The 22486-nt window shown below is 59.8% G+C and carries 24 protein-coding genes; 6 read left to right on the top strand and 18 right to left on the bottom strand.

From position 1 onward, the window contains the following. The 8 genes from V9G17_12035 to larC form a co-directional block, all read right to left on the bottom strand. Entirely contained in the window at window positions 1–762 is a 762-nt protein-coding gene (locus V9G17_12035; GenBank protein ID MEI2753321.1) for a 2OG-Fe(II) oxygenase, read from the bottom strand. Between the two features lie 225 nt (window positions 763–987). Then, the gene (locus V9G17_12030) at window positions 988–1710 is read right to left on the bottom strand and encodes an outer membrane lipoprotein carrier protein LolA (GenBank protein ID MEI2753320.1); all 723 of its coding nucleotides are present in this window, start codon (window positions 1708–1710) and stop codon (window positions 988–990) included. Continuing rightward, window positions 1707–4142: a DNA translocase FtsK gene (locus tag V9G17_12025; protein MEI2753319.1), complete on the bottom strand. Its 2436-nt coding sequence runs from the start codon at window positions 4140–4142 to the stop codon at window positions 1707–1709. The genes V9G17_12030 and V9G17_12025 overlap by 4 nt, the downstream gene beginning before the upstream one ends. A gap of 99 nt (window positions 4143–4241) precedes the next feature. Then, window positions 4242–5045, bottom strand: a complete 804-nt coding sequence (rsmA, locus tag V9G17_12020; protein MEI2753318.1) for a 16S rRNA (adenine(1518)-N(6)/adenine(1519)-N(6))-dimethyltransferase RsmA — start codon at window positions 5043–5045, stop codon at window positions 4242–4244. An 89-nt stretch (window positions 5046–5134) separates the two neighbouring features. Then, window positions 5135–5455 carry a hypothetical protein gene (locus V9G17_12015; protein ID MEI2753317.1) on the bottom strand — a complete coding sequence of 107 codons (321 nt, stop codon included), beginning with the start codon at window positions 5453–5455 and terminating at the stop codon, window positions 5135–5137. A 19-nt stretch (window positions 5456–5474) separates the two neighbouring features. Continuing rightward, window positions 5475–6467 carry a 4-hydroxythreonine-4-phosphate dehydrogenase PdxA gene (pdxA, locus tag V9G17_12010; GenBank protein ID MEI2753316.1) on the bottom strand — a complete coding sequence of 331 codons (993 nt, stop codon included), beginning with the start codon at window positions 6465–6467 and terminating at the stop codon, window positions 5475–5477. Between the two features lie 40 nt (window positions 6468–6507). Next, complete coding sequence (locus V9G17_12005; protein ID MEI2753315.1) at window positions 6508–7521, bottom strand: hypothetical protein; 1014 nt, start codon at window positions 7519–7521, stop codon at window positions 6508–6510. 58 nt (window positions 7522–7579) lie between these two features. Then, on the bottom strand, window positions 7580–8788 hold the full coding sequence (gene larC / locus V9G17_12000) for a nickel pincer cofactor biosynthesis protein LarC (GenBank protein MEI2753314.1): 1209 nt from the start codon (window positions 8786–8788) through the stop codon (window positions 7580–7582). Window positions 8789–8957: 169 nt separating this feature from the next. Here larC and V9G17_11995 point away from each other — a divergent pair, with 169 nt between their 5' ends. Further along, entirely contained in the window at window positions 8958–9530 is a 573-nt protein-coding gene (locus V9G17_11995; protein ID MEI2753313.1) for a hypothetical protein, read from the top strand. A gap of 129 nt (window positions 9531–9659) precedes the next feature. Here V9G17_11995 and larB read toward each other — a convergent pair whose 3' ends face one another. Continuing rightward, window positions 9660–10427, bottom strand: coding sequence for a nickel pincer cofactor biosynthesis protein LarB (larB, locus tag V9G17_11990; protein MEI2753312.1), 768 nt, complete (start codon window positions 10425–10427; stop codon window positions 9660–9662). Next, complete coding sequence (locus tag V9G17_11985; GenBank protein ID MEI2753311.1) at window positions 10424–11446, bottom strand: NAD(P)H-dependent glycerol-3-phosphate dehydrogenase; 1023 nt, start codon at window positions 11444–11446, stop codon at window positions 10424–10426. Before V9G17_11985 ends, larB begins: the two co-directional genes overlap by 4 nt. Window positions 11447–11661: 215 nt before the next feature. On the opposite strand from V9G17_11985, the gene V9G17_11980 reads away from it, so the two are divergent. Beyond that, a complete protein-coding gene (locus V9G17_11980) occupies window positions 11662–12021 on the top strand; it encodes a zinc ribbon domain-containing protein (GenBank protein ID MEI2753310.1) in 360 nt (119 codons plus the stop codon). Between the two features lie 93 nt (window positions 12022–12114). Here V9G17_11980 and V9G17_11975 read toward each other — a convergent pair whose 3' ends face one another. From V9G17_11975 to V9G17_11965, 3 genes are all read right to left on the bottom strand, one after another. Beyond that, window positions 12115–12915, bottom strand: a complete 801-nt coding sequence (locus tag V9G17_11975) for an arginine deiminase-related protein (protein ID MEI2753309.1) — start codon at window positions 12913–12915, stop codon at window positions 12115–12117. Continuing rightward, on the bottom strand, window positions 12912–14156 hold the full coding sequence (locus tag V9G17_11970) for a TIGR00300 family protein (GenBank protein MEI2753308.1): 1245 nt from the start codon (window positions 14154–14156) through the stop codon (window positions 12912–12914). The genes V9G17_11975 and V9G17_11970 overlap by 4 nt, the downstream gene beginning before the upstream one ends. 105 nt (window positions 14157–14261) lie before the next feature. Continuing rightward, on the bottom strand, window positions 14262–15314 hold the full coding sequence (locus V9G17_11965) for a tRNA pseudouridine(13) synthase TruD (GenBank protein ID MEI2753307.1): 1053 nt from the start codon (window positions 15312–15314) through the stop codon (window positions 14262–14264). Window positions 15315–15489: 175 nt separating this feature from the next. Between V9G17_11965 and V9G17_11960 the strand changes: the two genes are divergently transcribed. Both V9G17_11960 and V9G17_11955 read left to right on the top strand, forming a co-directional pair. Continuing rightward, complete coding sequence (locus V9G17_11960; GenBank protein ID MEI2753306.1) at window positions 15490–16101, top strand: hypothetical protein; 612 nt, start codon at window positions 15490–15492, stop codon at window positions 16099–16101. Further along, window positions 16098–16931 (top strand): metallophosphoesterase, encoded by an 834-nt coding sequence (locus V9G17_11955; GenBank protein MEI2753305.1) that lies wholly within the window; start codon window positions 16098–16100, stop codon window positions 16929–16931. The genes V9G17_11960 and V9G17_11955 overlap by 4 nt, the downstream gene beginning before the upstream one ends. Window positions 16932–16967: 36 nt before the next feature. Here the strand turns inward: V9G17_11955 and V9G17_11950 are convergent, their stop codons facing one another. Beyond that, a complete protein-coding gene (locus tag V9G17_11950) occupies window positions 16968–17612 on the bottom strand; it encodes a HEAT repeat domain-containing protein (GenBank protein ID MEI2753304.1) in 645 nt (214 codons plus the stop codon). Window positions 17613–17701: 89 nt separating this feature from the next. Between V9G17_11950 and V9G17_11945 the strand changes: the two genes are divergently transcribed. Continuing rightward, window positions 17702–18160, top strand: coding sequence for a MarR family transcriptional regulator (locus V9G17_11945; GenBank protein MEI2753303.1), 459 nt, complete (start codon window positions 17702–17704; stop codon window positions 18158–18160). Continuing rightward, window positions 18157–18915 carry an MBL fold metallo-hydrolase gene (locus V9G17_11940; protein MEI2753302.1) on the top strand — a complete coding sequence of 253 codons (759 nt, stop codon included), beginning with the start codon at window positions 18157–18159 and terminating at the stop codon, window positions 18913–18915. The genes V9G17_11945 and V9G17_11940 overlap by 4 nt, the downstream gene beginning before the upstream one ends. A 198-nt stretch (window positions 18916–19113) precedes the next feature. Here the strand turns inward: V9G17_11940 and V9G17_11935 are convergent, their stop codons facing one another. The 4 genes from V9G17_11935 to V9G17_11920 are packed head-to-tail and all read right to left on the bottom strand — an operon-like array spanning window position 19114 to window position 22479. Beyond that, the gene (locus V9G17_11935; protein ID MEI2753301.1) at window positions 19114–19974 is read right to left on the bottom strand and encodes a transglutaminase-like domain-containing protein; all 861 of its coding nucleotides are present in this window, start codon (window positions 19972–19974) and stop codon (window positions 19114–19116) included. A 26-nt stretch (window positions 19975–20000) separates the two neighbouring features. After that, window positions 20001–20780 carry an ABC transporter permease gene (locus V9G17_11930; GenBank protein ID MEI2753300.1) on the bottom strand — a complete coding sequence of 260 codons (780 nt, stop codon included), beginning with the start codon at window positions 20778–20780 and terminating at the stop codon, window positions 20001–20003. A 38-nt stretch (window positions 20781–20818) separates the two neighbouring features. Continuing rightward, window positions 20819–21790, bottom strand: a complete 972-nt coding sequence (locus V9G17_11925; GenBank protein ID MEI2753299.1) for an ATP-binding cassette domain-containing protein — start codon at window positions 21788–21790, stop codon at window positions 20819–20821. Then, window positions 21790–22479 (bottom strand): LON peptidase substrate-binding domain-containing protein, encoded by a 690-nt coding sequence (locus V9G17_11920; GenBank protein MEI2753298.1) that lies wholly within the window; start codon window positions 22477–22479, stop codon window positions 21790–21792. Before V9G17_11920 ends, V9G17_11925 begins: the two co-directional genes overlap by 1 nt. Window positions 22480–22486: the final 7 nt, after the last annotated feature.

The following is a 22486-nucleotide window of genomic DNA, read 5'->3' as shown; positions in this document are numbered from 1 at the left end:
TCAGGACTGTGAGCGAGGAACATACGCCCGCTTAAACACCGAGCGCAATCCGAAATAGGCGAAGGAATCTTTGAGATTGGAATACAGGCGCTTGAACGCGCCCATGTCGGGATTCGTCACATACTCCATGGTCAACACGATCCGTTCTTCCTGCTCTCCGAGCGGAGTCACGGCATGCCACAGCTTATCGCCATTGAAAATGACCAGGTCGCCGGGAGCCGTGGCCAACTCCATATGAATCGGCTGTTTCCCCGGCACATCTTTGAAGAGATCACACACTAAGCGGCATTGTTTGGACCGATCGAGTAGTCCCATCAAAATGGTGTATCGAGCACCTTTGTAATAGGACGTATCGTAGTGATACCCGATGTGATCGCCGGCTTCCGTATAGTAATAGAGCGCACAGGAATGGGGATCGCTGTCGGGACAGAGCAGCAGATTCACCTTAGTCAACCGGTTGAGCATCGCCCGGAAGGCGTCAGAGCGATACAGATCGATGAACTGCGGGGCTTTCTCCATCACGGCATAATAACTGACGCTGCCGCCCTTCTTATGCCCGGGGATATAGTTGCGGTTTAATCCCGACTTGAGCGCCTGGGCTTGCGACGCCAGGGAGGCCTCCACAAAATCGCGCGGGAGAAACTGCGGGATATACAGGAATTCGTTCTGGTCCCAATAGTCCCGCTCCAGCCGATCGAGATCCAACGCCGCGATCGCCCGCTCCACCGTCTCGGTCACGCTGCTCGTACAAGTTGGGCTCATAGCTTGCTCTTTCGTGAATCGTCGGCTGCATCTCGTCCGGAGACCGAGCGCATGGCGCGTAGCTGGTAGCAGGAGTCGGCAAGGCAGAGCAACTGGCCAATAGCCGATGACCTGGAGCCGGAACTCAGAGCCGCAGCGCTTCTCATACCATCCTCAGCCATACGCTATGCGCTCCGATCTCTCACGCGATACGCTCCACAATTCACGCGTGACGGATGTCGAGAGCTAGGGTCTGCTCAACACCGGGGCCCTCACGATTTCTACATCGGCCGGGGCCTTGAAATCAAATAAATCATCCTTCAATCCGCTGTTCGGTTTCAACTCCGAAAATTCAAACGTGGCGACATTCCCGCTGACCTCATGCAAGGCGATGGTCTTCAAGAAGTAGGTTTTGGGCTGCACCTCGATCACGATCTTCTGAATCGCACGGTCCGGTTCGGCGCGCCCTTGCTTCGGGGTCAAGCTCACCAACAAAATGCCGCCTGCGCCACGCTCCTTGTTCGCCGTGGGTTCGATATCGAACTCTTCATCCAGCTTCGCCACCCCCTGGAGTAACTGCAAGGGCGCCTGGGACGCAGCCATATAGGTGAGCTTGCCCACCAGCACCTGCTTGTGCTCCGGCACATACATTTTGACGTCATCTTTATTGACGTAAATTTCTTCCGTGGCCGGCTCGATATAATCCCATCGCAGATGCCCGGGCTTCTTGATGTAGAAATGTCCGGTCGAAATCACCGGCGTGGAAAATCCTTCGATCCTGGTTTTTTGCGTGAAGGAGGCCTGCAAGTCTTTGGTCTTTTCATAACGAATCTGGATCTTCTTCACCACGTCTTGCACTTCTTGCAGCGCCTGCAGATCCATCGCCGGCTCATCGGGCTTCACCAATTGAGCACCAGCGGGCATCCCACTCATCAGCAGCCATACAACAACCAATAATATCCGCATCATTCCTCATCTCCACCGACCGGCCCGCGACGCCCCAACACTTCTCGGCGCCCGTCTCGTCCTGCCGCGCCGACCACCCCTTCCGCTTCCATCTGTTCGATCATCCTGGCCGCCCGAGGATACCCAACGCGGAGACGCCGTTGAATCAAGGACGCCGAAGCCTGGCCGGTGGACAATACCAGATCCTTGGCCTGCTCATAGACTTCGTCCTTGGCCTGCTCCTCTTCCGCCTCCTCGACCTTGAGCGACTGGAGTTCACGGCAGTAGGACGGCAACGCCTGCTTCTTCACAAATTCGACGACCCGGCGCACGTCATCGTCCGACACATAGGACCCGTGAATCCGCATCAGCTTCCCGGTACCGGACGCGAGATACAGCATGTCGCCGCGACCGAGCAACGCCTCGGCGCCGTTCGCGTCGAGAATCGTACGCGAGTCGGTCTTCGAAGAGACTTGAAACGCGATCCGAGCGGGGAAGTTGGCCTTAATCAAACCGGTCAATACATCGACCGACGGCCGCTGGGTCGCCAGCACGAGGTGAATGCCCGACGCGCGCGCCATCTGCGCGAGACGCGCAATCTTGTCTTCCACGTCTTTCGGGGCCACCATCATCAAATCCGCCAACTCGTCGATCATGACCATGATGTAGGGCAAGGGTTCAGGCGGGCTCGCCTTGACTGAATCCGTCGGCCCATTGTCACCAGCCGGTTCCGCATCTTCACCCTTCGACAGCCGTTCTTCTTCGGAAAGAAACGTCAGCTCGACCTGTTCCGGCTTGCCGGATTGCCAGACATCCGACACGGCTCCTTGCACTTCAGAGATACGCCGGTTGTAGGCATCGATACTGCGCACCCCCGCCTCCGCCAGCAACTTGTACCGCCGTTCCATCTCCTGAACGACCCACCCCAAACCGCGCGCCGCCGATTTGGGATCGGTGATGACGGGGCGCAGCAGGTGCGGAATGCCATCGTAGCTTTGAAACTCCAGCATTTTGGGGTCGATAAGCAGCAGTTTCACTTCGTCCGGTCGGGCATTGAACAGAATGCTCAACAACATGGTGTTCAGCCCCACGCTCTTGCCGGCTCCGGTCGCGCCGGCGACCAATAAATGGGGCATCGTTCGCAGGTCCGCACAAACCGCACCGCCGAAGATATCTTTCCCGAGCGCGAGCCCCAATTTGGAGCGTGAACGCGAGAAGGCGTCGCTGGTAACCACTTCCTTCATCGACACCATTTCACGATGAGGATTCGGCACTTCGATCCCGACGACCGACTTCCCCGGCAACGGCGCCACAATACGCAAGCTGATGGCTTTGAGCGCCAGGGCCAGGTCGTCGGCCAGATTGACGATGCGGGCAACCTTCGTCCCCGGCGCGGGCTCGAATTCATACATCGTCACGACCGGACCCGGTCGCACCTCCGTCACCCGCCCGTCGACCGCAAAACTTTTCAACGCCTTGGTCAGGATTTCCGATTGCAGTTTCAACTCATCATCGCTCAGGCGGGCCAGTGGACCGGAAGGATCACTCAGCAATTCCTGGGGATCAGGCAGGACATACCCGTCGGACACGGAGGGACTGGTCGCAACGGCTGCGGCCGGTTCGTCCGCCGACACCACACGTTTTTCCACTTTCATCGGAGGCTGAATCTTGGGGGGAATCACAGGCACAGGAATCTGTTCCACCGCTTCAGCCACCACCTGCACTTCGCGACCAAAGTCCTGCTCCTCGACCTCGCGCGGAGCACGCGCTTTCTTCTCACGAACTCGCTTCGGCTGAGCCTCTTCCGGTTTAGTCGGCCACTCTGGCAACCACCCCGTCATCCGCTCGCGCGCGGCCAACCACCAATCAGGAAGTCGCTGCAGGAGGACCGTCAACGACAGCGGCACGGTAAACAGCAGCGCCACCGTCAAGCCGGCAAGTACCACAATATGCGCCCCGGTCGTGGCGAAATAACTCCGGAGCCCATCGGCCAACACTTGACCGATGATGCCACCGGCCAGACCGCGATTGACCCATCCACTGGAAATCGTGGGGACCGCCGTCACTTCCAAATGCAACAGCGCGCTCAAGAAGAGCATCGCCGCCACGCCGCTGCCGGCGTTCCTTAGTCGCATGGTGAGAGGAATCGGCGTGAAGCAACGCGCGCCGAGCAGGCCAAGCAGAATGGGAAAGAGGTAGGCGGCTCCGCCGACCATAAAAAAACACGCGGCCGCCGACAGCGCGCCCACCGATCCGATCATGTTCTTGGGCTGATTGCCGGCTGCTCCAGATGCCGCCATCGATTTGGCGTCGCCGGGAACGAACGACACCAGACTGAGCAGGATCAAGAGACCGGCTGCGATCAGGAGAACCCCGATCACTTCGCGCTTCACATGAGAGGAACGGGAAGGAGCTGAGCGGGCGTCACCGCGCTTTGCCGTGGTGGATACACCCATGCGGCGGATCGTAGCACAGGGAAAATACCTTTTCAAACAAACGGGGAATGTTGCGCAATCTGATGAAGCCGCGCCCACTCCCGCGTATACGGACCAGCGTCAGGCCGGATGGCGGTCGAATGCGCGCGCGAGTGTGCGGTAGTCCTCGAGTGTGAGCATCTCCGCCCGCGCTTGCGGCGGCACGCCGGCGTCCGCCGTGGCCCGCGCAATCTGTTCCGGAGGATACCCTTCATCGCGCAGGGAATTCACCAGCGTTTTTCGGCGATGGGCGAACGATGCGCGCACCAGCCGCCGGAACCGTTCGTGCCGGACCGGCTCGAACCCTTCCTGTCTGTTGATCCGAAGATGCACCACCGCCGATCCGACGGTCGGACGGGGGCGGAAACAATTCGCAGACACGCGAAAGGCCACTTCCACCTCAGCCGCCTCTTGCGTCAGAACCGAGAGCACCCCATAGTCCTCGCTGTTCGGTTTAGCCGCCAATCTGAGCGCCACTTCCGTCTGCAGCATGAGTACCAGGCGATCGAGACTGGCACGGGCGTCGAGCAGCGCAAACAGGATCGGTGTCGAGACATAATAGGGAAGATTCGCCACCACCACCGTGCCCGGCGGCAAGGTCTCGAAGGGAAAGGCCAGCGCGTCCCCGATTCGAAGATCCAGGTTGCGGCAATGCCCGAGACTCTCCTGCAGAGGAGGCTGCAACTGTGGATCGACCTCGACAGCAATAACACGGCCCGCTTCGGCACACAAACCGGCAGTCAGGGCGCCTCGCCCAGGCCCGATTTCCAGCACGGTATCCTCCGGGCCAAGCGCCGCCAGGGACACGATCTTGCGGATAATGTTCGGATCGATGAGGAAGTTCTGACCGAGCCGTTTCAAGGCTGGGGGGAACGAGGGGGCCATACTCTCCCGCAGCTTTCTAGCAGGCTGGCGACACAGGCCGCCTGCGGGGGATTCCAGGAACGTCTGTGGTTCTGCTGGTGCTCACACTGCTAGCCGGCGGTCGGAGGGGTCGCGGCCCGAATACGTTTGGCGAGCGTGACGAGGTAGGAACGATAACTGTCCACCTCGTCGGTAAACTCTTGGATCAGATCGTTGGTAAACGCCATGCCGGGAGTTTTTCGCGCCAACTCGTCCGCCACCTTCTGTCCGGCATGCTGCTGGAGCAGTGCCACCGTGCGGATCTTCCACTGCCCCACGCGTTCGGTGCCCAAGGTGGTATTGAAGTCTTGAATGGTCCGCGTAGCGATCGCATCCAATTCCTTCACCTGCTGATCGATCATCGTGGCCGCAGAAAGTCCTGTCTCTGCCATGGACGTGTACCCCTCTTTTCTATCGGGACGTTTTGGCGACCGGTGACCAGGATCTGGCCAGGCGGGCCGCCACCTTCACGGCTTCCAGCAGACTCCCATGCTCGGCAACCCCTTTGCCGGCAATATCATATGCCGTTCCATGATCCACTGAGGTCCGGATAATCGGCAAACCAACCGTCAGGTTGACGCAGGTTCCGAATGCGACCAGCTTCAAGGGAATGAGCCCCTGATCATGATACATGGCCACCACGCCATCGTAGTCGCCGCGAGCGGCCTTTCCGAACAGGGTATCGGCGGGAAGCGGATCACTCGCCTTGATACCGGCGGCCCTGGCCAGTTTGACGGCCGGAGCAATGCTGGTCGACTCCTCATTGCCGAACAGGCCATGCTCTCCCGCATGCGGATTCAATGCCGCGACGCCGATCTTGGGACGCGCAATGCCGAAATACTTCGTCAACCCAAGGTGCGCGAGGCGGATGGCCTTGGTAATCCGTTCCGTCGTCAACAGGGGCGAGAGCGCGTTGATCGCCACATGGGTGGTGGTGAACATAATTTTCAGCGGCCCGCCGACAATCATCATCCCGAACTCGGTGGTCTGAGTCAGATCTGCCAGCAGCTCCGTGTGCCCCGGGTAGTGAAATCCGGCCATGTTCATGGCTTCTTTGTTGATGGGCGCCGTGACGATCCCGCCCAGGCTCCCTGCCTGCGCCAACGTGACCGCCTCCTTGATGAATGCGATGGAAGCTGCGCCCGTCACCGCCGTGGCGACGCCCATTCGAAACTTCGGCAACGGACGCTCCAGCGGGTCCGCAACCGCCACCTGCCCGGCCTTCAGCCGCTGGCCGGTCGCCGGATTGAAGTCCACCACCTGCAGCGGCAGCTTGAGCCAGGCGATCGTCCGTTCCAAAACGTGACGCGAGCCGACGACAACAGGAATGCACAGGCGCGCCAGGGCCTTATCGGCTAACGCCTTGGCGATGACCTCCGGTCCGATGCCGGCCGGATCTCCCATCGTGATCCCCAGGACCGGACGAGAGGTGAGAGTTGTGCGCTTAGGAGCCATATGTATACAAAAAGAGTGTGTACCCAAGGTACAGGAGTGCGCTACCGCTGAGCAACCAGGGCCGCCAATGCCCGGACCAGACGGCCTGCAGCAAACTCATGCCCATCGCGATGACGGCCAGCACCATCGTCGCCAACGCCGTCGGCCCCAGCGTCCAGTCGGTGCCCAACAACCCCACAGAGACGGGAATCGCGCCCTGGAACACCATCGCACCGGTGACATTCCCGACCGCCAGCCGATCCTTCTTTCGATACAACCACAGAAAGCTGTTCGACATTTCCGGCAACTCAGTGGCCAGCGGAGCGATCAGCAAGGCGAGGATGAGCGGCGACACCTGCATTTCGGCTGAAATAGAATTCGCGGCCGTCACGAACAGATGGGCTCCGCCAACCAGGCCCAGTAATCCGACGACTCCCTGCGCCCCGATCGCCAGATACGACGGACGTGAAGACCGGCGGGCGAACAACAGAGGCTCCAGTTCACCACCCCCCTCACCCTCTTCATCTTCGGCCGAAAACTTGAGCTTCATGTAATAGACGTACATGCCCAAGAGCACCACGGCGACAACCATGTGAAAGGGTTTCGACGGGATGACCGCGCAGGTCAGGGCCAAGGCGTAACTGATCAGGAAAAAGCTGATATCGACCCGGACTTCGCCGTAATTGAGCTTGAACGTCGCCGTTCGCTTACCGAGCTTCGCGTAGAACAACAATAACAGCGCGAGAATGGGGAGAACCAGCGTGCTGAGCATGAACGGCGCCCCGAGAATGGCGCCTAGACCGACTTCCATCTGCTCTCGTCCGGCCCCGAAGAAAATGGCAATGATCGGGATCGATGTCTCCGGCAAGGTTGTTCCGACCGCCGCGAAGACGCTGCCGACGGCGCCCTCAGAAATATTCAGGCGCTTACCGAGCCATTCAATGCCGTTGGTAAAGAGCTGGCACCCGGCGAGGGTGATGACCACCGAGGCCACGAACAATCCCACATAGAATAGGATCGTCACAGAAGGCCTCGCGACAACGACCCCTCACACAAGAAGACGACAGCGACAGTTTCGGTGTTCACTTGCGGCCTGTTCCCTTTTTCACCTGTCCTGCCCTGTTCCGATACACCAGCAAAGCTTCATCCAACACGTCTTTCACCGGACGGCCGCTCTGTTCGGCAATCCGTTTACAATCTTCATACTCAGGAGCGGCTTTGCTTTTCCCCGGCTGCGATTCAGCCACCTTGATCCGCACATCATGGCCCTGAACCTGCACCGGGACAAACCGTCGCGGCAACACCCGTCGCTGCACGTGATGCGTCCTTACGCCGAGCGCCGTCGTGTCGGCAAACAGCACAGCCAACACGGCCTCCACCTTCTCTTGAGGCGCCAGCACGGAGAGCACATTCCCGGGCCGGCCCTTTTTCATCATGACCGGCGCCAGGGTTGCATCCACGGCACCCGCAGCAAACACCCGATCGAACACGGTCTCATAGACCTGCGGATTCAAATCATCGATGTTCGTGTGAAGTTCCACGATGGTTTCGACCGAACCGGCAACGACCGGTCCGTCACCGACAAACACACGCAGCACATTCGGCCACTGTGCCGGATCGGCAGTTCCCGCCCCATAACCTACCTGGCGCACCTGCATCTGCGGCAGACGACCGAATTCTGTCGCCAGGGTGCGCACCAATGCCACTCCGGTTGGAGTCGCCAATTCCCGCTGGGGACCCTCGGCATAAATGGGAAGACCGACCGCCAGTGCAGCCACGGCCGGTCCCGGCACAGGCAACGAACCATGCGCCGACGTGAGGGTGCCCGATCCGACATTGATCGCGGAGGACGTCACACGCTCCACGCCCAGGAGATGCAGACCCAACACCCCGCCGACCACGTCGACAAACGAATCGATCACACCGACTTCATGAAAATGCACATGCGAAGGCTCGACACCATGAGCTTTACCCTCGGCATCGGCCAACACGTCAAAGACCGCTTGACTCCGTTCTTTCACGGCCGGAGGCAGGCCGCTCTTCAGTAGAATCCGTTTGATTTGCGCCAGCGTCAAAGGCGCACGAAAGCCTTTCTCGATCAATACATCGACCTTGGTGGCCGAGACGGCCCCGCGCTCGACCCGCTTCCGTGTCAGGCGAAAGCCATCGATCCGCAGTAAGGCAAGGCCGCGCACGAGATCTTTAAATGGCAATCCCGCATCGACTAATGCACCCAACGTCATGTCGCCGCTGATGCCGGAGAAACAATCAAAATGCAGATGGGTGGCCACGTGACTCCTACAATTGATGATCCGGTGTGAGCGAGCGGCATCTTACCGGAGCCGCATCCAGACAGCAATCATTCCGCTCGTTCGTTGACAGCCCTTCCATGCTGTGTTATCCCCAATGAAGAGACGCACTCCATCAATTCACCGGCCCTCATCCGTCGACCTCAATATCATGATTACTTCCAGACCATCCAGTGCTGTCAATCTTCTTTCCGCATTGCGTGGAATTCGGCTCAGCCTGTTGATTCTCCTCACCGCCGCCATTCTGCTGGGCGGACTGAGCATGGACGCGCTGGCCAAGACCAAAGGCAAAAGCGGCGTCCCGCGCCCGGAGCCGGACCTGAAAATTCTCTCACTGGAAGCCACGCCGATGCCCTATCGGCCGCAAGACGGGCCGTTTCATTTTATCGCTACGGTGCAATTGCCTAAGGAAGTCGACGAACAACTGATGCTGGAGGTGTCCGCCCTCGTGACCTCCTCCTCGATGACCTCGCTGCGCTTCCTATCGATCAGGCAGACAGTCAATGACCATGAGCAAACCCCTACCAGCGCCGCCGGAGAAACGCCGCAGAAACGTGTGCAGGTTGACCTAGTGTGGGACGGGTTGGACCACAACAAACAGCAGGTGCCGGTCGGGTCCTACGAATACGAAGTGCGGGTCAAATTACTGAGTAACGGAGAAAAGGGCCAACGCACCCAAATGTTGGCCTGGCCCAAGCGCGGTAAATTTTCCGTGAAGGACTAGCCGGATGGTGAAACAATCCGCCGGCGCCGCGCTCGACGCTCGAGCCTGACGCATCTCCCGCGTCACGAACGCGCCGGGTATTCCACCGAGAGACACACGAGCAAACGCCGCAGACTCACCCGCGTGTGCCTACTGAAGCCGACTCGTTTCTTCCGCCACCATGTTAATCCGATGCGCGAGGCAGCCGGCCCCGAAGCCGTTGTCGATGTTCATCACTCCGACCCCGGCCGCGCAGGAATTCAGCATGGTTAACAATGCAGCCAACCCACCGAAGTGTGCGCCATAGCCTCGGCTCGTCGGCACCGCAATCACCGGTTGCCGCACTAATCCACCGACGACGCTGGGAAGCACCCCATCCATCCCGGCCACCACGATGAGGGCTCGGGCATCATGCAACCGCTCCTGCTGACCCAGCAGACGATGCAAACCGGCCACTCCCACGTCATACAACGTATCGGTCTTGCTCCCCATGATATCGGCCGTCACACGTGCTTCCTCCGCCACAGGAATATCGGCGGTGCCGGCCGTGACGATCAACACGGCCCCCCGACGCACCAACTTGGGGGGCGCAATGGCCACGACCCGTGCCGCTTCGTGGTAGACCGCCCGCTTGCTCACCCGCCGGAGCGCCCGCGCAACCGTCGGTTCCACCCGCGTCGCCAGCAAGGCGTTGTTCTTCCGCAAAAGCGTCTTCGCGATGGCGACGACCTGCACCACCGTCTTCCCTTCACAAAAAATGACTTCCGGAAATCCCTGCCGAAGCGCGCGATGGTGATCGAGTGAGGCGAATCCTAAGTTTTCATAGGGCAGAGTGCGTAACCGGTGCAGCGCATCCGGCACCGCCATGGCACCCTGTTGAACCTTCGTGAGCAACGCCTGCAACTGGTGTTGGTTCATGACAACCCCTTCTCCCCCTTCGCTTCCCGCTCCATGAGGTCACCGACCGCCTGACGACAAGGCTTGTCGGCAAAGAGCACGGCATTGACCTCCTGCACGATCGGCATATCCACACCGCAGCGCAGGGCGAGCCCCAAGGCCGCCTTTGCCGTGCGCACACCTTCCGCCACGGCTTGCATGCTCGCAAGAATTCCCTCCAGGCGCTCGCCCTTTCCCAGTCGTACCCCGACCGAGTGATTACGGCTCAAGGGACCGGTGCAGGTGAGAATGAGGTCGCCGACGCCTGAAAGCCCATAGAAGGTCCGTGGATCGGCCCCCATCGCCACACCCAGTCGAATCATTTCGGCCAGGCCGCGGGTCATGAGCGCGGCGCGGGCGTTATGTCCCAGTTCAAGCCCATCGACGACCCCGGCCGCCAGGGCCATCACATTCTTCAAGGCGCCGCCGAGTTGCACCCCGATCAGGTCATCATCCGCGTAGACTCGAAAGTTCGGCGTCATGAACAACGACTGAATCGACTTGACCATGCCGGCATCTCGCCCAGCAAGACAAAGCGCCGTCGGTTTCCCGCGGCTGACCTCACTGGCAAAACTCGGCCCTGATAACACCAAGAGGGACTCGTGCATGTGCGCAGGCAACACCGCCTGCATCACCTGCGTGACGAGCGCCAGCGTCTCTTCCTCAATACCCTTCGTCGCGCTGACGAACGGAATGGGCTGCGGCAATAAGGTTGCGATCCGGCTCAATACCGGTCTCGCCACATGCGAGGGCACCGCAAAAATCAGGCAATCAGCGCCCGTGATGGCATCGGCCAAAACATTCGTTGCCGACAAGGTCGGCGGAAGCAGTACGCCCGGCAAATACACTGCGTTCTCACGCCGTAACTGGATTGCTTGAACCACCTCCGGCTCGTGAGCCCACAGACACACCGGCACCTGTTTCTCCGCCAGATGCCGGGCCAACGCCGTTCCCCAGGCTCCGGCACCGATGACCGCGACGTGTTGAACGACTGCGCGCATTACGATTGTCCTACCAGGATCAGGCCATGGCAGAGGTGAGTGGCTAGGATTGAGCGGAGAGACCTCATGGACGCGGATTATAGGAAGGGGCTTCGAAAGCTGTCAACGAAACGATCCGCCCATCTCCTCGTGCGCAGGCAGTGCCTACCCGTTCTCGCCACTGGAATTCCTGCCGCCGTCGCGTTAGGCTGCAGGCTCCATCGGGACCTACGACTATGAAACCCTGCCCAGCCTGCGGGCGTGCCTTGCCGGAAATCAACCGCTACTGTACCCACTGCGGAGCGGGAGTTGACGCCGACACCGGCTTGAGACCAGCGGCGACTCCTGCCGGATCGACTCGCGAACAGCTGAACCTGCAGATCCTGTATGGGATGGTCACCGTCCTGATTGTCTCCGTGCTGATGCCGCCATGGGAAAGCCCGCCCTCACAGCCACCGCTCTTTCTCGGCTTTCATTTCATTCTCTCCCCGCCGCAACCGGATGCCATCGTCAGCCGACTGTTGCTCACGATTGAGCTCACCACGACCGCCATCGCCGGGATGTACCTATCATTTCTCTTTCGTACGAAACCGTAACAGGGCCATCGTCACACGCCATGCGTACGCCGCGGCGGGACTCTCTTTCCGATCACGATGGAGTTTTGACCAGGGGCGATTGACGGATGCTGGTTAATCCAGTGCGAGAGTCAGGCACTTGGCGGCGCCGCCTGACTTCATAAATTCATCCAGCTGGACGGGATGGGTGCGATAACCGCGTGTTTCCAGGAGTGTCGTGGTGCGCGGGCACCCGGCTGGGATCACCACCTGCTTGCCGACACACACCGCATTGCAGGCAAATCTGAGCGCTTCTTCTTCAGGGACCGCAAGTCGCTGTTCTGCCGCGACCCGTTGCTCGATGGCCGCCTGACCGTAGGAGTCAAATGCGGAGGGGAGATAGAGCAGTTCGCCGCCGCTGAGCGGGCAGAAGCAGGTGTCCAAATGGTAGAACCGACTGTCGATTAATTCGAGTGGAATGATTTCCCGTTGAAAGATCTCGCTTAACCTCGGGAACGCCCGTATATCCGATCGCTGACGATATCCGCCGAACCAGGCATCAGGGAACCCGAGCAGGTCGCCGGCCCCTTCGAAATAGAGCGCCTTCTCGAGTGTCAGCACCTCATATCCATGCTCGCGAAACCATCGCGCAAAGTGCACTTCCTCCCGCTGTCGTTCCGGGTATCGGAAGCAACTCACCATCGCGCGACGACCGACAACCACTCCCGCATTGGCCGTAAAGACCAGATCCGGCAAGCCCTCAACCGGCTGCATCCGCTCGAGCGCGACACCCACATCCTGTTCTAAGGTGTTCATCAGTGCGTGCCACTGATTCACCGCCCGCGCCGGGTCCACGCTGTTGTCCCGCCGCATCCAGGGATTGATCTCGTAATCGATTTGGAAATAATCGGGGGGACACACCAGCAGGCGACTCATGCACGCCACCCGAGTTCTCGCGCGAGTTCTTTGAGAAAGGAGGAGGCATCCATGACCAGCCCCACAGCCTGAAAACTGCCGCGGTCGGCCAATTTCGTCGGCACCGCCGGATTCACGTCGACGCACACCGTGGAAACCGTGGCCGGCAACAAATTGCCGGTCGCGATCGAGTGCAGCGTGGACGCGACCAGAAGGGCAAGCGCGACCCCTGGAATTTCGGCGCGCATGGCCTGCTGCGCCGCCATGGAATCCGTCAACACGCCGGGCAAGGGGCCATCGTCTCGAATGGTGCCTGCCAGCACCATCTTCACCTCACGCCGCACACAAGCGGCCATGATTCCATCGGTGATGACACCCGACCGCACCGCGGCTTCTATGCTGCCGATGGCACGAATACGATTGATGGTACGCAGGTGATGCTCATGCCCATGCGGCACCGAACGGCCGGCCGTAAGCCCATACCCGAGCGACGTGCCGTACAACCCCGCCTCCATATCGTGCGCGGCCAAGGCGTTGCCGCAAAACAAGACGTGAATGTACCCGGACTCGATTAACCAGGTCAGGGCTTCTCTCCCGCCCGCATGGACGATGGCCGGTCCGCCGGCAAACAACACTTTGGCACCAGGACGCCCCTCGCGATGCCATTCGCGTAACTTCTGCATGCGCTGCGCGATGTCGGCAATGACAGGATGATGCGGCCGCTCCGAGGAAACCAGAGATTCCATGAATCCGAAGACATCGCGCTCGGCAGGACGAGCGAGGGGTGTGACTCTGATGCCCTCACGGCCGGTCACGATCAAATCACCCGCCGTCACGGCCCCCATCGGAATGGTTCTGGCACGAGCCTTGGCCGGATCCACATAAATGCCGAGGTCCATTTCCATGCCCTCCACCTCCACCCACTCGCCATCAAGACGAATCTGGGTCGGCAGATGTGACGTCGCATAGAACCCTTCGGGGAGCACCCCCGAAGCCGGTGCCGGCTCGAAGCAACAATCCGCTTCGCGCTCGATGGCAGCTCCGTGTGGCTGAATGGCTCGCAGGATCTCGTTTAACAGCCGACTCGACGGCGCGCGCACGACAATCCGCGCCTGAGAGGGCGCATCCCTGGTCGCGCCAATCTTGACGTCCTGCAGATCAAAGGTGCCGCCCATCATCAGAATCGTGTCCAGCACCTTGGCCAGGATCAACGAATCGATAATGTGGCCTTGGAGAAAGACGGTTTCTTGCGAAGCGGTCATGACCACCTTTCATGACACGTGCCGACGCCGGATGACATGGCGTCGCGGAGGAAGGACCCAACTGAGTAGATTCTATCACCTCTCGGCAAGATTGACGCACACGAGTTAGTCGTTGCTCTTCACCACTTCCCTCAGCACGCTCGTGGCATAGGAGCCGGGAGGGAGCCAGAATCCAAGCGTGAGCACCGCGCCCTCCAGCGACCAGGTCAGATCATTGAGACGGACGCGAAGGGCCCGCCGTTCTCCACGGAACCCACATTCTGCGCCGGCGCTGGACAAGAGTTCCGGCGTAGTGCCCAACTCGGCGACCACAGCCCGTTCAATCTCACCAGGCTCGCCTGTCGCCCAGGGGGCGCGAGAGCCGAAGAGTGGTCCGGTCGGGCTGATCTCAAACCGGTCCGCTCGCAGCTGCTCGATGTCCGGTTGCTCGACGGGAAAGCAGGCGCCGTTGTCCGATTTCATCGCCCAGTCGCCCAGAAACACCCGGTCGATGCTCTCGATCCGTTTGGCAACGATATGGTTGAACACATGCGACTGATAGGCATTCATGAACCAGATACGCTTATTGCGGGGCATCTTGTTTCGACGCGTAGCGTCCTGCAGCAACTCAGCACCGAGCTGAAAATTCGTCCCTGATCGCCCTTGCCGTTGTGGACCGAAGTAGTTGGGCACACCGCGGCGCACCAATTCGTCGAACAACTGCTGCAGGGAGTCCTCGCTACGCTCCCGGACATCTCGAATCACCAAACGAAAATGGTTCCCCGCGTGATGCCCTTTGCGGAGCCGATTACGGTGGCGTCCCAGCACCTCCAGCGTCAGCAACCGCTCATCAGTGGGGAGTGCCGCCACTGTTTCGGCCTTCACGCCCTGCAAGGACAACATCTGCGTCGTCACGGCTTGGGCATCTTTCAGTCCGGCCACCCCGATGGTCTGGGCCTTTACGTGAAGCTGGGACGCGAGTCGCAAGACGAGATCCGGCGTGGATAAACCTCGCTTTTTCACCCGGATATACAGATGCTCGCCTTCGCCGCAGGGGAGATACAGCGGGCGTTCTTCCACACAAAAATCATCCGGCGTGCTGCGAATTCGGCCGCCGAGGGCGGGAACCGAGGCGGTCAGATAGGGCACGGTGTCATCGAGCCAAGACGGGAGGGGCATAAAGTTCCTTCTCGTGCGTGATCAGATACAATTGCTGTCATTTGGGTGGGCGGACGAACGACCCGTGTTATACTCGAATGAGGCCGTCCACGACTCCTGCAATCCGCTGCAGACGATGACAATGTCGAACCGCGCTTTCCATAAGTGGAGCCCCGTCTGGATACTGTGCTGCGCCATGACGGCTGGATTCGCATCCTCGGCCATAGCGGCCACCCGCTTGAACGGGCTCGACGTCTTCGCTCAATTCACCCAGCACATTCAACGCCAGGCTGATACGGACAAGCAAGCCTTCGCCACGGCCAGTCAATGCATGACGTGGTTCTACAAACAGCAGCGGCACAAGCCGGCCCCGCCCACCGTGCAGAACATTGCCTGGCTCCAACCGACGGAGCCACACCGAATCACGGACGACGCTTCAGAGCAAGAAGGCTCCGAATGCCGCTCACGTTATCCGGGAGGCATCGACGCGGTGCGCACCGACTTCCAACGCACGCAGGCCTTCCTCTCGCTGAGCCTGACCTTTTACGAATTCGCTCTCGTCGGAGACGGCGACGATAATTCAACCTATAGCACGCATGAACTGCACGATATCCTTATCGCGCTGAACCTGGCCGCTGAACCGTCGCTCGGGGCGGATGCTCATCTGCGGTCCCTCACCTCGCACTTCGATGCCCTGCACAAAACCCGTGGCATGGAAGCCCTCATGACCGGCATGGGCAAACTGTACGACCAGGGCTACCGTGTGACCACCGCAGACAAGGCCCATCTCAATCGAGTGATGGAATGATTTCGTCCTTGATGCGATGGCAGGAGCTGGCGCGCATCTGGATCGGCCACTGGCTCAGCCGCCCCTTTCATCACCTGTTCAATCTGATGCCAGGGATCGAAATCGGCCTCTCCGAACCAGCCATCACTCGCCTCTCTCTCGTCCATGCTCCATTGGCGGGACGGCGCGCCGTACATCTCAGCGACCTCCATCTCGACCGCTACCGCCCTCGGCACCGCGCCCTGGTCCGCTCGGTCGCCGACCTCGCACCGGATTGGATCTTCATCACCGGCGATCTCCTAAACGTCCGGAACGGCCTTCCGCACATGCTTCGCTTCATGACGGAATTACGGCGTCTCGCGCCGGTCTACGTCACGCTCGGCAATCACGACCACTACAGTGGCGTTCGCGTAGACGAATTCGCCGAACAATTCGACCGTCGCAAGGTGACCCTGCTGCTCAACCAAGTCACGTTCTTGCCGATGGGCACCGGTGAACTGGCCCTTGTCGGGCTGGACGATCCGTCGCTGCACCGCGCGGATCTCCGTTGCATTCCTTCGCCGCAAGCCGGGCGTTTCACCCTGGTCCTGGCGCACGCGCCGAATATTCTGGACCAGCTTACGCCCCACCATTGTGTGGATCTCAGCCTATGTGGACACAGCCATGCGGGGCAGTGGCGGTTCCCCCACATTCCGACGTTCTGGTTGCCGCCGGGCTGCCACGGACGGACCAACGGCATGTACAGCACCGGCACCCACCGGCTCTACGTGAACCGTGGCATCGGCTGGTCGGTCATTCCCATGCGCCTGAATTGCTCGCCTGAGATCGTCCTCCTCGAATGGACCGCGTAATCGATCGCCAAACTTCGCCCCCGCAGCCCTCCCCGCTTATCGAATCCGCTCCAACGCCTCGCGAGCCCGGCTCCGCACCGTTTGATCCCAGTCTTCCTTGCTGACATAGGCCAACTTATCTTTGGCCCCGGTCGCGCGCAAGCGACCGAGCCCCAACGCCGCACTGGAGCGGACGTAGGCATGGTCATCCTCCAGCGCCACAAGCAGGTGGGCCACAGCTGCGTCATCCCCGATCACCCCCAGATGACTCGCCGCCATTCCCCGTACCTGATGTTGTTTGTCGCCTAACGCACGTTTCAGCGTGGTGACAAAGAGTTCCTGGAGCTGCGGCGCAATCGACTCGAGCCCGACACTCCGGTATTCGTTCACCTCGATCACCGCGAATGCCAGCTTGAGTTGTTTTTCGCGGGAGGTCTGGCTCTCGAACAGGGCGATCAACCGAGCCCGCTGCTGATTTTTTTTGCGGCGGGCGATGATTTTCCTGATGAGGATCCACACCAACGTCAGGACCGCAAGCGACAGCGCAGCCAGAGGAAGGGCCTGATCGATAATAAGATCCTGCATATCCGGCGACAAGCGCTTCCACACCCACACACCGGACACCACCAGCCCCAGCAGGAGGAGGATGGTGGTCAGATTAGCTTGGCCGGATTGTGCGTGACGAGGCATGGCAGGCGACATGATAGGGGGACTGTCCGTGCGGCGTCAACGCAACCTTGAACGGCTGACTCTTGACAGCTACCTGATGGGATGACTAGGCTGCGCCCGCAATGGAACTGCCCGACCTCAAAGACGATCCGCACCTCAAAGTCCTGCGCCCGTTGGTCGAGACCTACCTCGCCTTTTGGCGGACGGACAGCCGCCACGTGCGCTCGTTGAAGCTCACGCCGTCACAATTCGACGTGATTGCCACGTTAGGCGATACCGAAGGCCTCACCTGCGCTGAGCTCTCTACCGCCACCTTGGTGACGAAGGGCACCCTGACCGGTGTCCTAGACCGTCTGGAGGATAAGGGATTGATTCGGCGCACGACGGTGGCCGACGACCGACGAAGCACACGCATTTGCCTGACTGAGAAGGGCGACCGCCTGTTCAAGAAAACATTTGCGGCCCACATCGCGTTTATTCGCCCCTTCTTCGAACGCGCGCTCACGCCCACAGAAGCGGACCACTTACGCACGCTGCTCCTCCGCCTCCATCGGAGCTTTCAGGAGAACCCGACCTCATGATCCGGGTCACAGTGCTGGGGTCGGGCACCAACGTGCACCCCACGCGCGCCGCAGCCGGATATCTCATCCAAACCGATCACACCTTTCTGCTCGATTTCGGCCCGCGCACCCTCACCAACTTGATTGCCAGCGGTGTCGACCGGCACCGGATTACGCACATTCTGTTTTCGCATTTCCACGCCGACCACTTCGCGGACTTTATCCCATTCTTCTTCGACGCCGTCATTTTCTGTAAGTATCAAGGCGGTACCAGGCCTCCGTTGACCCTCATCGGTCCGCATGGCACCGCCACCCTGATGCGCGCCATGATGACCACATTTCCGAGTTTCAACCGCGCGCCGTTTCGGGTCACGATTCGGGAGGTCTCCGATCGCAGCTTTCGCCTGGGCGACACCCGCATCAAACCCGCAACCGTGACCCATGCCCCCCGACTGCATTGCGTAGGCTACCGCATCGAGTACCAGGACCACGTCGTGACCTATTCGGGAGATTCCCTCTATTGCGACAGCCTGGTTCGGCTCTGTCACGAGGCCCATCTCGCCATCCTGGACTGTTCCTTTCCGGAAAACCGCCCTGGCGCAGGCCATCTCCATGCCGGGCTCTGCGGACGCGTAGCGCAAGAAGCCGGTATCGACCAGCTCGTGCTGTCCCATTTTTATCCGATTGCGGAACAGTATGACGTCCGCGGACAAGCGGGAAATTACTTCTCGGGACGAATTCGAATGGCGCGAGACCTGCTCAAGCTCAACGGGTAGCCTGGTTCGTCGTTCGTGAAACGTCGTTCGTCCCTCGTCCGAAAAAAGAGCGCCTCTGCCGTGTAGCGTATAAATGGAGAGCGGGCCGCTGTGCTACAGTGATACGCCATCAGCCCTACGCTCTGATCCACTACGAGATACGGTTCACGCTTCACGAGCGACGAGTGAGACGCTGGCGGACTTTTTCAGCATCCTGCGCTAGAGCCCTTCTTCCCGCTGCTCACAACCTAATATTTCAATAAAGCGAGGGAAGCGGGTCTTTTTCAGCGGCTCGTCGAGCTTGTTGTAGATGGCGAGTAGATTCTTGATCATGCGGGCGAGGATCGCCCGGGCAGAACTCTTCTGGAGAAACCGATCTTCGAAGCCATATCCGGCTTCCGTCAAGAAACGAGCGCAGTTTTTCTCGGTCAGCAACGCACCGCCATTGAAACAGTCGATGAAGATTTTATACTTGTCCGAATCGAACTTCACGAGGAAGTGGCCCGGCATGCCGATCCCGTGCACCGGCAACTGCAACCGTTTCCCAATGAGCAGGTACACGGTTGAAAGGCTGATCGGGATGCCCGTTCGACGATCCAGCACGCAGTTGAGATAACTGTTCTCGACTTCATAATAGTTCTTGGTGTTCCCTCGAAAGCCAGCTTCCGTAAAGAGATACCGATTGAGCGCCTTGACGGTCTCCTCCCCCGAGACTCGGGATCCGATCTGCTCCCGGACCTCCTGAGCCATGCGATCTAACTCACGCTGATAGCGCTGTACATCCAGTGTCGGATACGCGTACCGGGCCAGCAGGAACGCCCCCGTTTCGAGATCGATGTGATCCTCCGGAAGGGCAATGAGATCGCGAAGTTCTTCTTCCAGTCTCGTCCCGCGGATTTCCTCCAACACCGTCAGAATACGATCAGCCATCTCCGGCTGCTCAATCTCCGCCTCTTGCAACAGAGGCACGGCGGAATCGCCACAATCAATGAGCTTCCCGCTGATCGTTTTGACGATTCGTTCGTCCTCGTCACCGAGGAGTCGGATCAAAGCCCGTATTTGGCTTTCATTCACAAACATGGCAGATCCCCCTTGTGCAATCGGGCTCATCCGATCGCCCGTCGGAAGGCGCGCGCCCCCCCATACAGACAGAGGGCATCGAATAGCACCATCACGCCGATGACCATGCCGACGTGGGGCAGCGCTTCGGCCCACCCCTGAAGAATCAGTGGACGTACGGCATCAATGGCCCAGGTCATGGGATTGAACTGCGCGAGAAAGCCCATCCAGCCCGGCATCGCCGCCAGCGGCACCAGGGCCGAGCTCAGGAAAATCATGGGCAGGGAGAGAAACCCGAGAACCGAGAAAAAATCACCGTGGCTTTTCACTGAAAAGGCCATCGCCATCGAAATGGCGGTTAACCCGACGCCGAACATCATGCCGATGAACAAGATCATCGCCACTCCCAACAGTCCGGTGACAGGCTGTACACCGAACAACCACGCGACCGCGAGAATAACCAGCACTTGCAGCGAGGTGATGGTCGTCACAAAAATGAACCGGCTCAGGATGACCGAGGTGCGGTGAATGGGCGTGGACATCAGCCGCTCGAGAAACCCATTCTCCTTATCGAAGAGCAGATCCACCCCTCCGGCCAGCCCGTTGTTTAAGACCGTCATCACGACCACGCCGGCAGTCAGAAAGCTAATGTAACTCGACGCCTGCGTCACCTGCATGTCCGCGGCGCGTTGAAACAAATTTCCGAAGAAGATCAGCCAAAACAACATCGGCTGAACCAGCGTAAAAAGCATGCTGAACTTTTCACGGCTCAGCCGCCTCACCCAGCGCATCGTCAGCGCCCGAATCTCCTGCCAATATTCCTTCATAGCCCCTTCATCGCGCTCTCCGCCGACGCCTTCAACCCTTATGGGTTCTCGGCCTTCGGCTGGTCGTCCTTAATGGATCGCCCCGTATGGGCAATAAACACATCGTCCAATCGCGGCCGGTGATAGTCGATGAACTCCAGCTGACACGTCAGGCGGTTTGCTGCGTCAAGAATGGCCGGCAACGCCTTCTCCGGTGAGTCGACTCGAATATCCAACCCGGTCGGTGTGGTCGTGACGGCACGAATGGCCGGCAGATCCTTCACGGCAGCCGCCAGCAGCTCGACGCGGTCATGTTCCCGCACCGTCAGCGACACCAGATCCCCACCCAGTCCGACCTTCAACTCATGGGGAGCGCCCAAGGCCTTGATCCGCCCGCCATCGATGATGGCGATCCGGTCACAGAGCTGATCGGCTTCATCCAGATAATTTGTGGTCATGACGACGGTGATGCCGCGCTCGCGCATGGCCCGGACATGGTCCCAAATGCGGAGGCGACTCTGCACATCCAAACCGAGCGTCGGCTCGTCAAGAAAGAGGATCTTCGGATCGGGCAGGAGACCGCAGGCAATATCCAGCTTCCGTTTCATGCCGCCGGAGTAGGTCTTGGCGGGACGATCGGCCTGTTGCTCTAACTCCACGAGCTTCAACAATCGGGGGATACGCGCAGACGCCTCTTCAGGCGACAGATGATACAGATCGGCGAGCAACTCGAGATGTTCCCGTCCGGTCAGAAACCGATCGATCGCCCGCTCCTGAGGTACATATCCGATCGTCTTCCTGACACGGTCGGCATCCTTCACCGAATCCATGCCGAGGATCGTCGCCGACCCAGATGTGGGATGGAGCAACGTGATCAGAATGCGGAGGGTGGTACTCTTCCCGGCACCGTTCGGGCCGAGCAGACCGAAAATCTCTCCCGCGTAGACCTGAAAGGACAGATCTTCGACGGCCTGAACTTTCTCGTAGGTTTTTCTGAGATGCGACACCTCAATGGCAACCGCCCGCGACATCAGCCCCACCCTCCGGCACCGCGCCGTTCCGCAAGTTTGAACTGGATGAGATCGCTGAGACGGCGGGCCTGCTGCGGCACATGGTCCGCTTCCAGCAGAAACTGCTTCTCCAGCGGAGTACAATCGAGATACGTCGAGAGGGAATTCACGAACACTTCGTCGCTCACATCGGGCTGGACCAAACTGTGCAACGGCGAGGCGTCCTCATCCGCCTTGAGATATTCGTCGAGCACCTCCGTCAGATAGCGGCGCAACGCCGGCTCCATCGAGACCGCGCCCTCCCGCGGCTTCAGCGAGACCCGGGCTTCGCGGTAACTCTTCTCGTAAAACTCTTCTTGAATTTCGTAACGCTCAAGGCCTTGAAGAAGGATGTTCGACCGGCCATCCGCTAAACCCTGCACGCTGGCCAATCGCCCGACGCACCCGATCGAAAAGATTGGAGGATTTCCGTCGTATTGGTCTTCCCATCCTTCCTTGAGCAACGCCATCCCGATGCATTGCCCTCCTGCGGTCGCATCCGCTACCATCTGACGGTAACGTGGCTCGAACACATGGAGAGGCAGATAGGTCTTGGGAAAGAACACCACGTTGGGAAGGGGAAACAACGGAATGCGCTCCGGTACCGGAAACGGCTGCGCCTTTCCCGATAACTCTCGACTGGACTGGTCGCGTTCCGGCTCAAGAAACATGGCTCAC

The sequence above is a fragment of the Nitrospira sp. genome, assembly GCA_037045225.1.
Classification (GTDB): Bacteria; Nitrospirota; Nitrospiria; order Nitrospirales; family Nitrospiraceae; genus Nitrospira_A.
This window is presented reverse-complemented; position numbering and strand designations above follow the sequence as displayed.

Bases quoted from the DNA above. Each gene is read 5' to 3' on its own strand.
- V9G17_11925 (MEI2753299.1), bottom strand. From the start codon at position 21,790: ATGTCGCGGGCGGTTGCCATTGAGGTGTCGCATCTCAGAAAAACCTAC.
- V9G17_11930 (MEI2753300.1), bottom strand. From the start codon at position 20,780: ATGAAGGAATATTGGCAGGAGATTCGGGCGCTGACGATGCGCTGGGTG.
- larB (MEI2753312.1), bottom strand. From the start codon at position 10,427: ATGAACCAACACCAGTTGCAGGCGTTGCTCACGAAGGTTCAACAGGGT.
- V9G17_11960 (MEI2753306.1), top strand. From the start codon at position 15,490: ATGACGGCTGGATTCGCATCCTCGGCCATAGCGGCCACCCGCTTGAAC.
- V9G17_11945 (MEI2753303.1), top strand. From the start codon at position 17,702: ATGGAACTGCCCGACCTCAAAGACGATCCGCACCTCAAAGTCCTGCGC.
- V9G17_11935 (MEI2753301.1), bottom strand. From the start codon at position 19,974: ATGTTTGTGAATGAAAGCCAAATACGGGCTTTGATCCGACTCCTCGGT.
- V9G17_12035 (MEI2753321.1), bottom strand. From the start codon at position 762: ATGAGCCCAACTTGTACGAGCAGCGTGACCGAGACGGTGGAGCGGGCG.
- V9G17_11920 (MEI2753298.1), bottom strand. From the start codon at position 22,479: ATGTTTCTTGAGCCGGAACGCGACCAGTCCAGTCGAGAGTTATCGGGA.
- V9G17_11965 (MEI2753307.1), bottom strand. From the start codon at position 15,314: ATGCCCCTCCCGTCTTGGCTCGATGACACCGTGCCCTATCTGACCGCC.
- V9G17_11975 (MEI2753309.1), bottom strand. From the start codon at position 12,915: ATGAGTCGCCTGCTGGTGTGTCCCCCCGATTATTTCCAAATCGATTAC.
- V9G17_11985 (MEI2753311.1), bottom strand. From the start codon at position 11,446: ATGCGCGCAGTCGTTCAACACGTCGCGGTCATCGGTGCCGGAGCCTGG.
- pdxA (MEI2753316.1), bottom strand. From the start codon at position 6,467: ATGGGAGATCCGGCCGGCATCGGACCGGAGGTCATCGCCAAGGCGTTA.
- V9G17_11940 (MEI2753302.1), top strand. From the start codon at position 18,157: ATGATCCGGGTCACAGTGCTGGGGTCGGGCACCAACGTGCACCCCACG.
- V9G17_11950 (MEI2753304.1), bottom strand. From the start codon at position 17,612: ATGTCGCCTGCCATGCCTCGTCACGCACAATCCGGCCAAGCTAATCTG.
- V9G17_12030 (MEI2753320.1), bottom strand. From the start codon at position 1,710: ATGATGCGGATATTATTGGTTGTTGTATGGCTGCTGATGAGTGGGATG.
- V9G17_11955 (MEI2753305.1), top strand. From the start codon at position 16,098: ATGATTTCGTCCTTGATGCGATGGCAGGAGCTGGCGCGCATCTGGATC.
- rsmA (MEI2753318.1), bottom strand. From the start codon at position 5,045: ATGGCCCCCTCGTTCCCCCCAGCCTTGAAACGGCTCGGTCAGAACTTC.
- V9G17_11995 (MEI2753313.1), top strand. From the start codon at position 8,958: ATGATTACTTCCAGACCATCCAGTGCTGTCAATCTTCTTTCCGCATTG.
- V9G17_12025 (MEI2753319.1), bottom strand. From the start codon at position 4,142: ATGGGTGTATCCACCACGGCAAAGCGCGGTGACGCCCGCTCAGCTCCT.
- V9G17_11980 (MEI2753310.1), top strand. From the start codon at position 11,662: ATGAAACCCTGCCCAGCCTGCGGGCGTGCCTTGCCGGAAATCAACCGC.
- V9G17_12015 (MEI2753317.1), bottom strand. From the start codon at position 5,455: ATGGCAGAGACAGGACTTTCTGCGGCCACGATGATCGATCAGCAGGTG.
- V9G17_11970 (MEI2753308.1), bottom strand. From the start codon at position 14,156: ATGACCGCTTCGCAAGAAACCGTCTTTCTCCAAGGCCACATTATCGAT.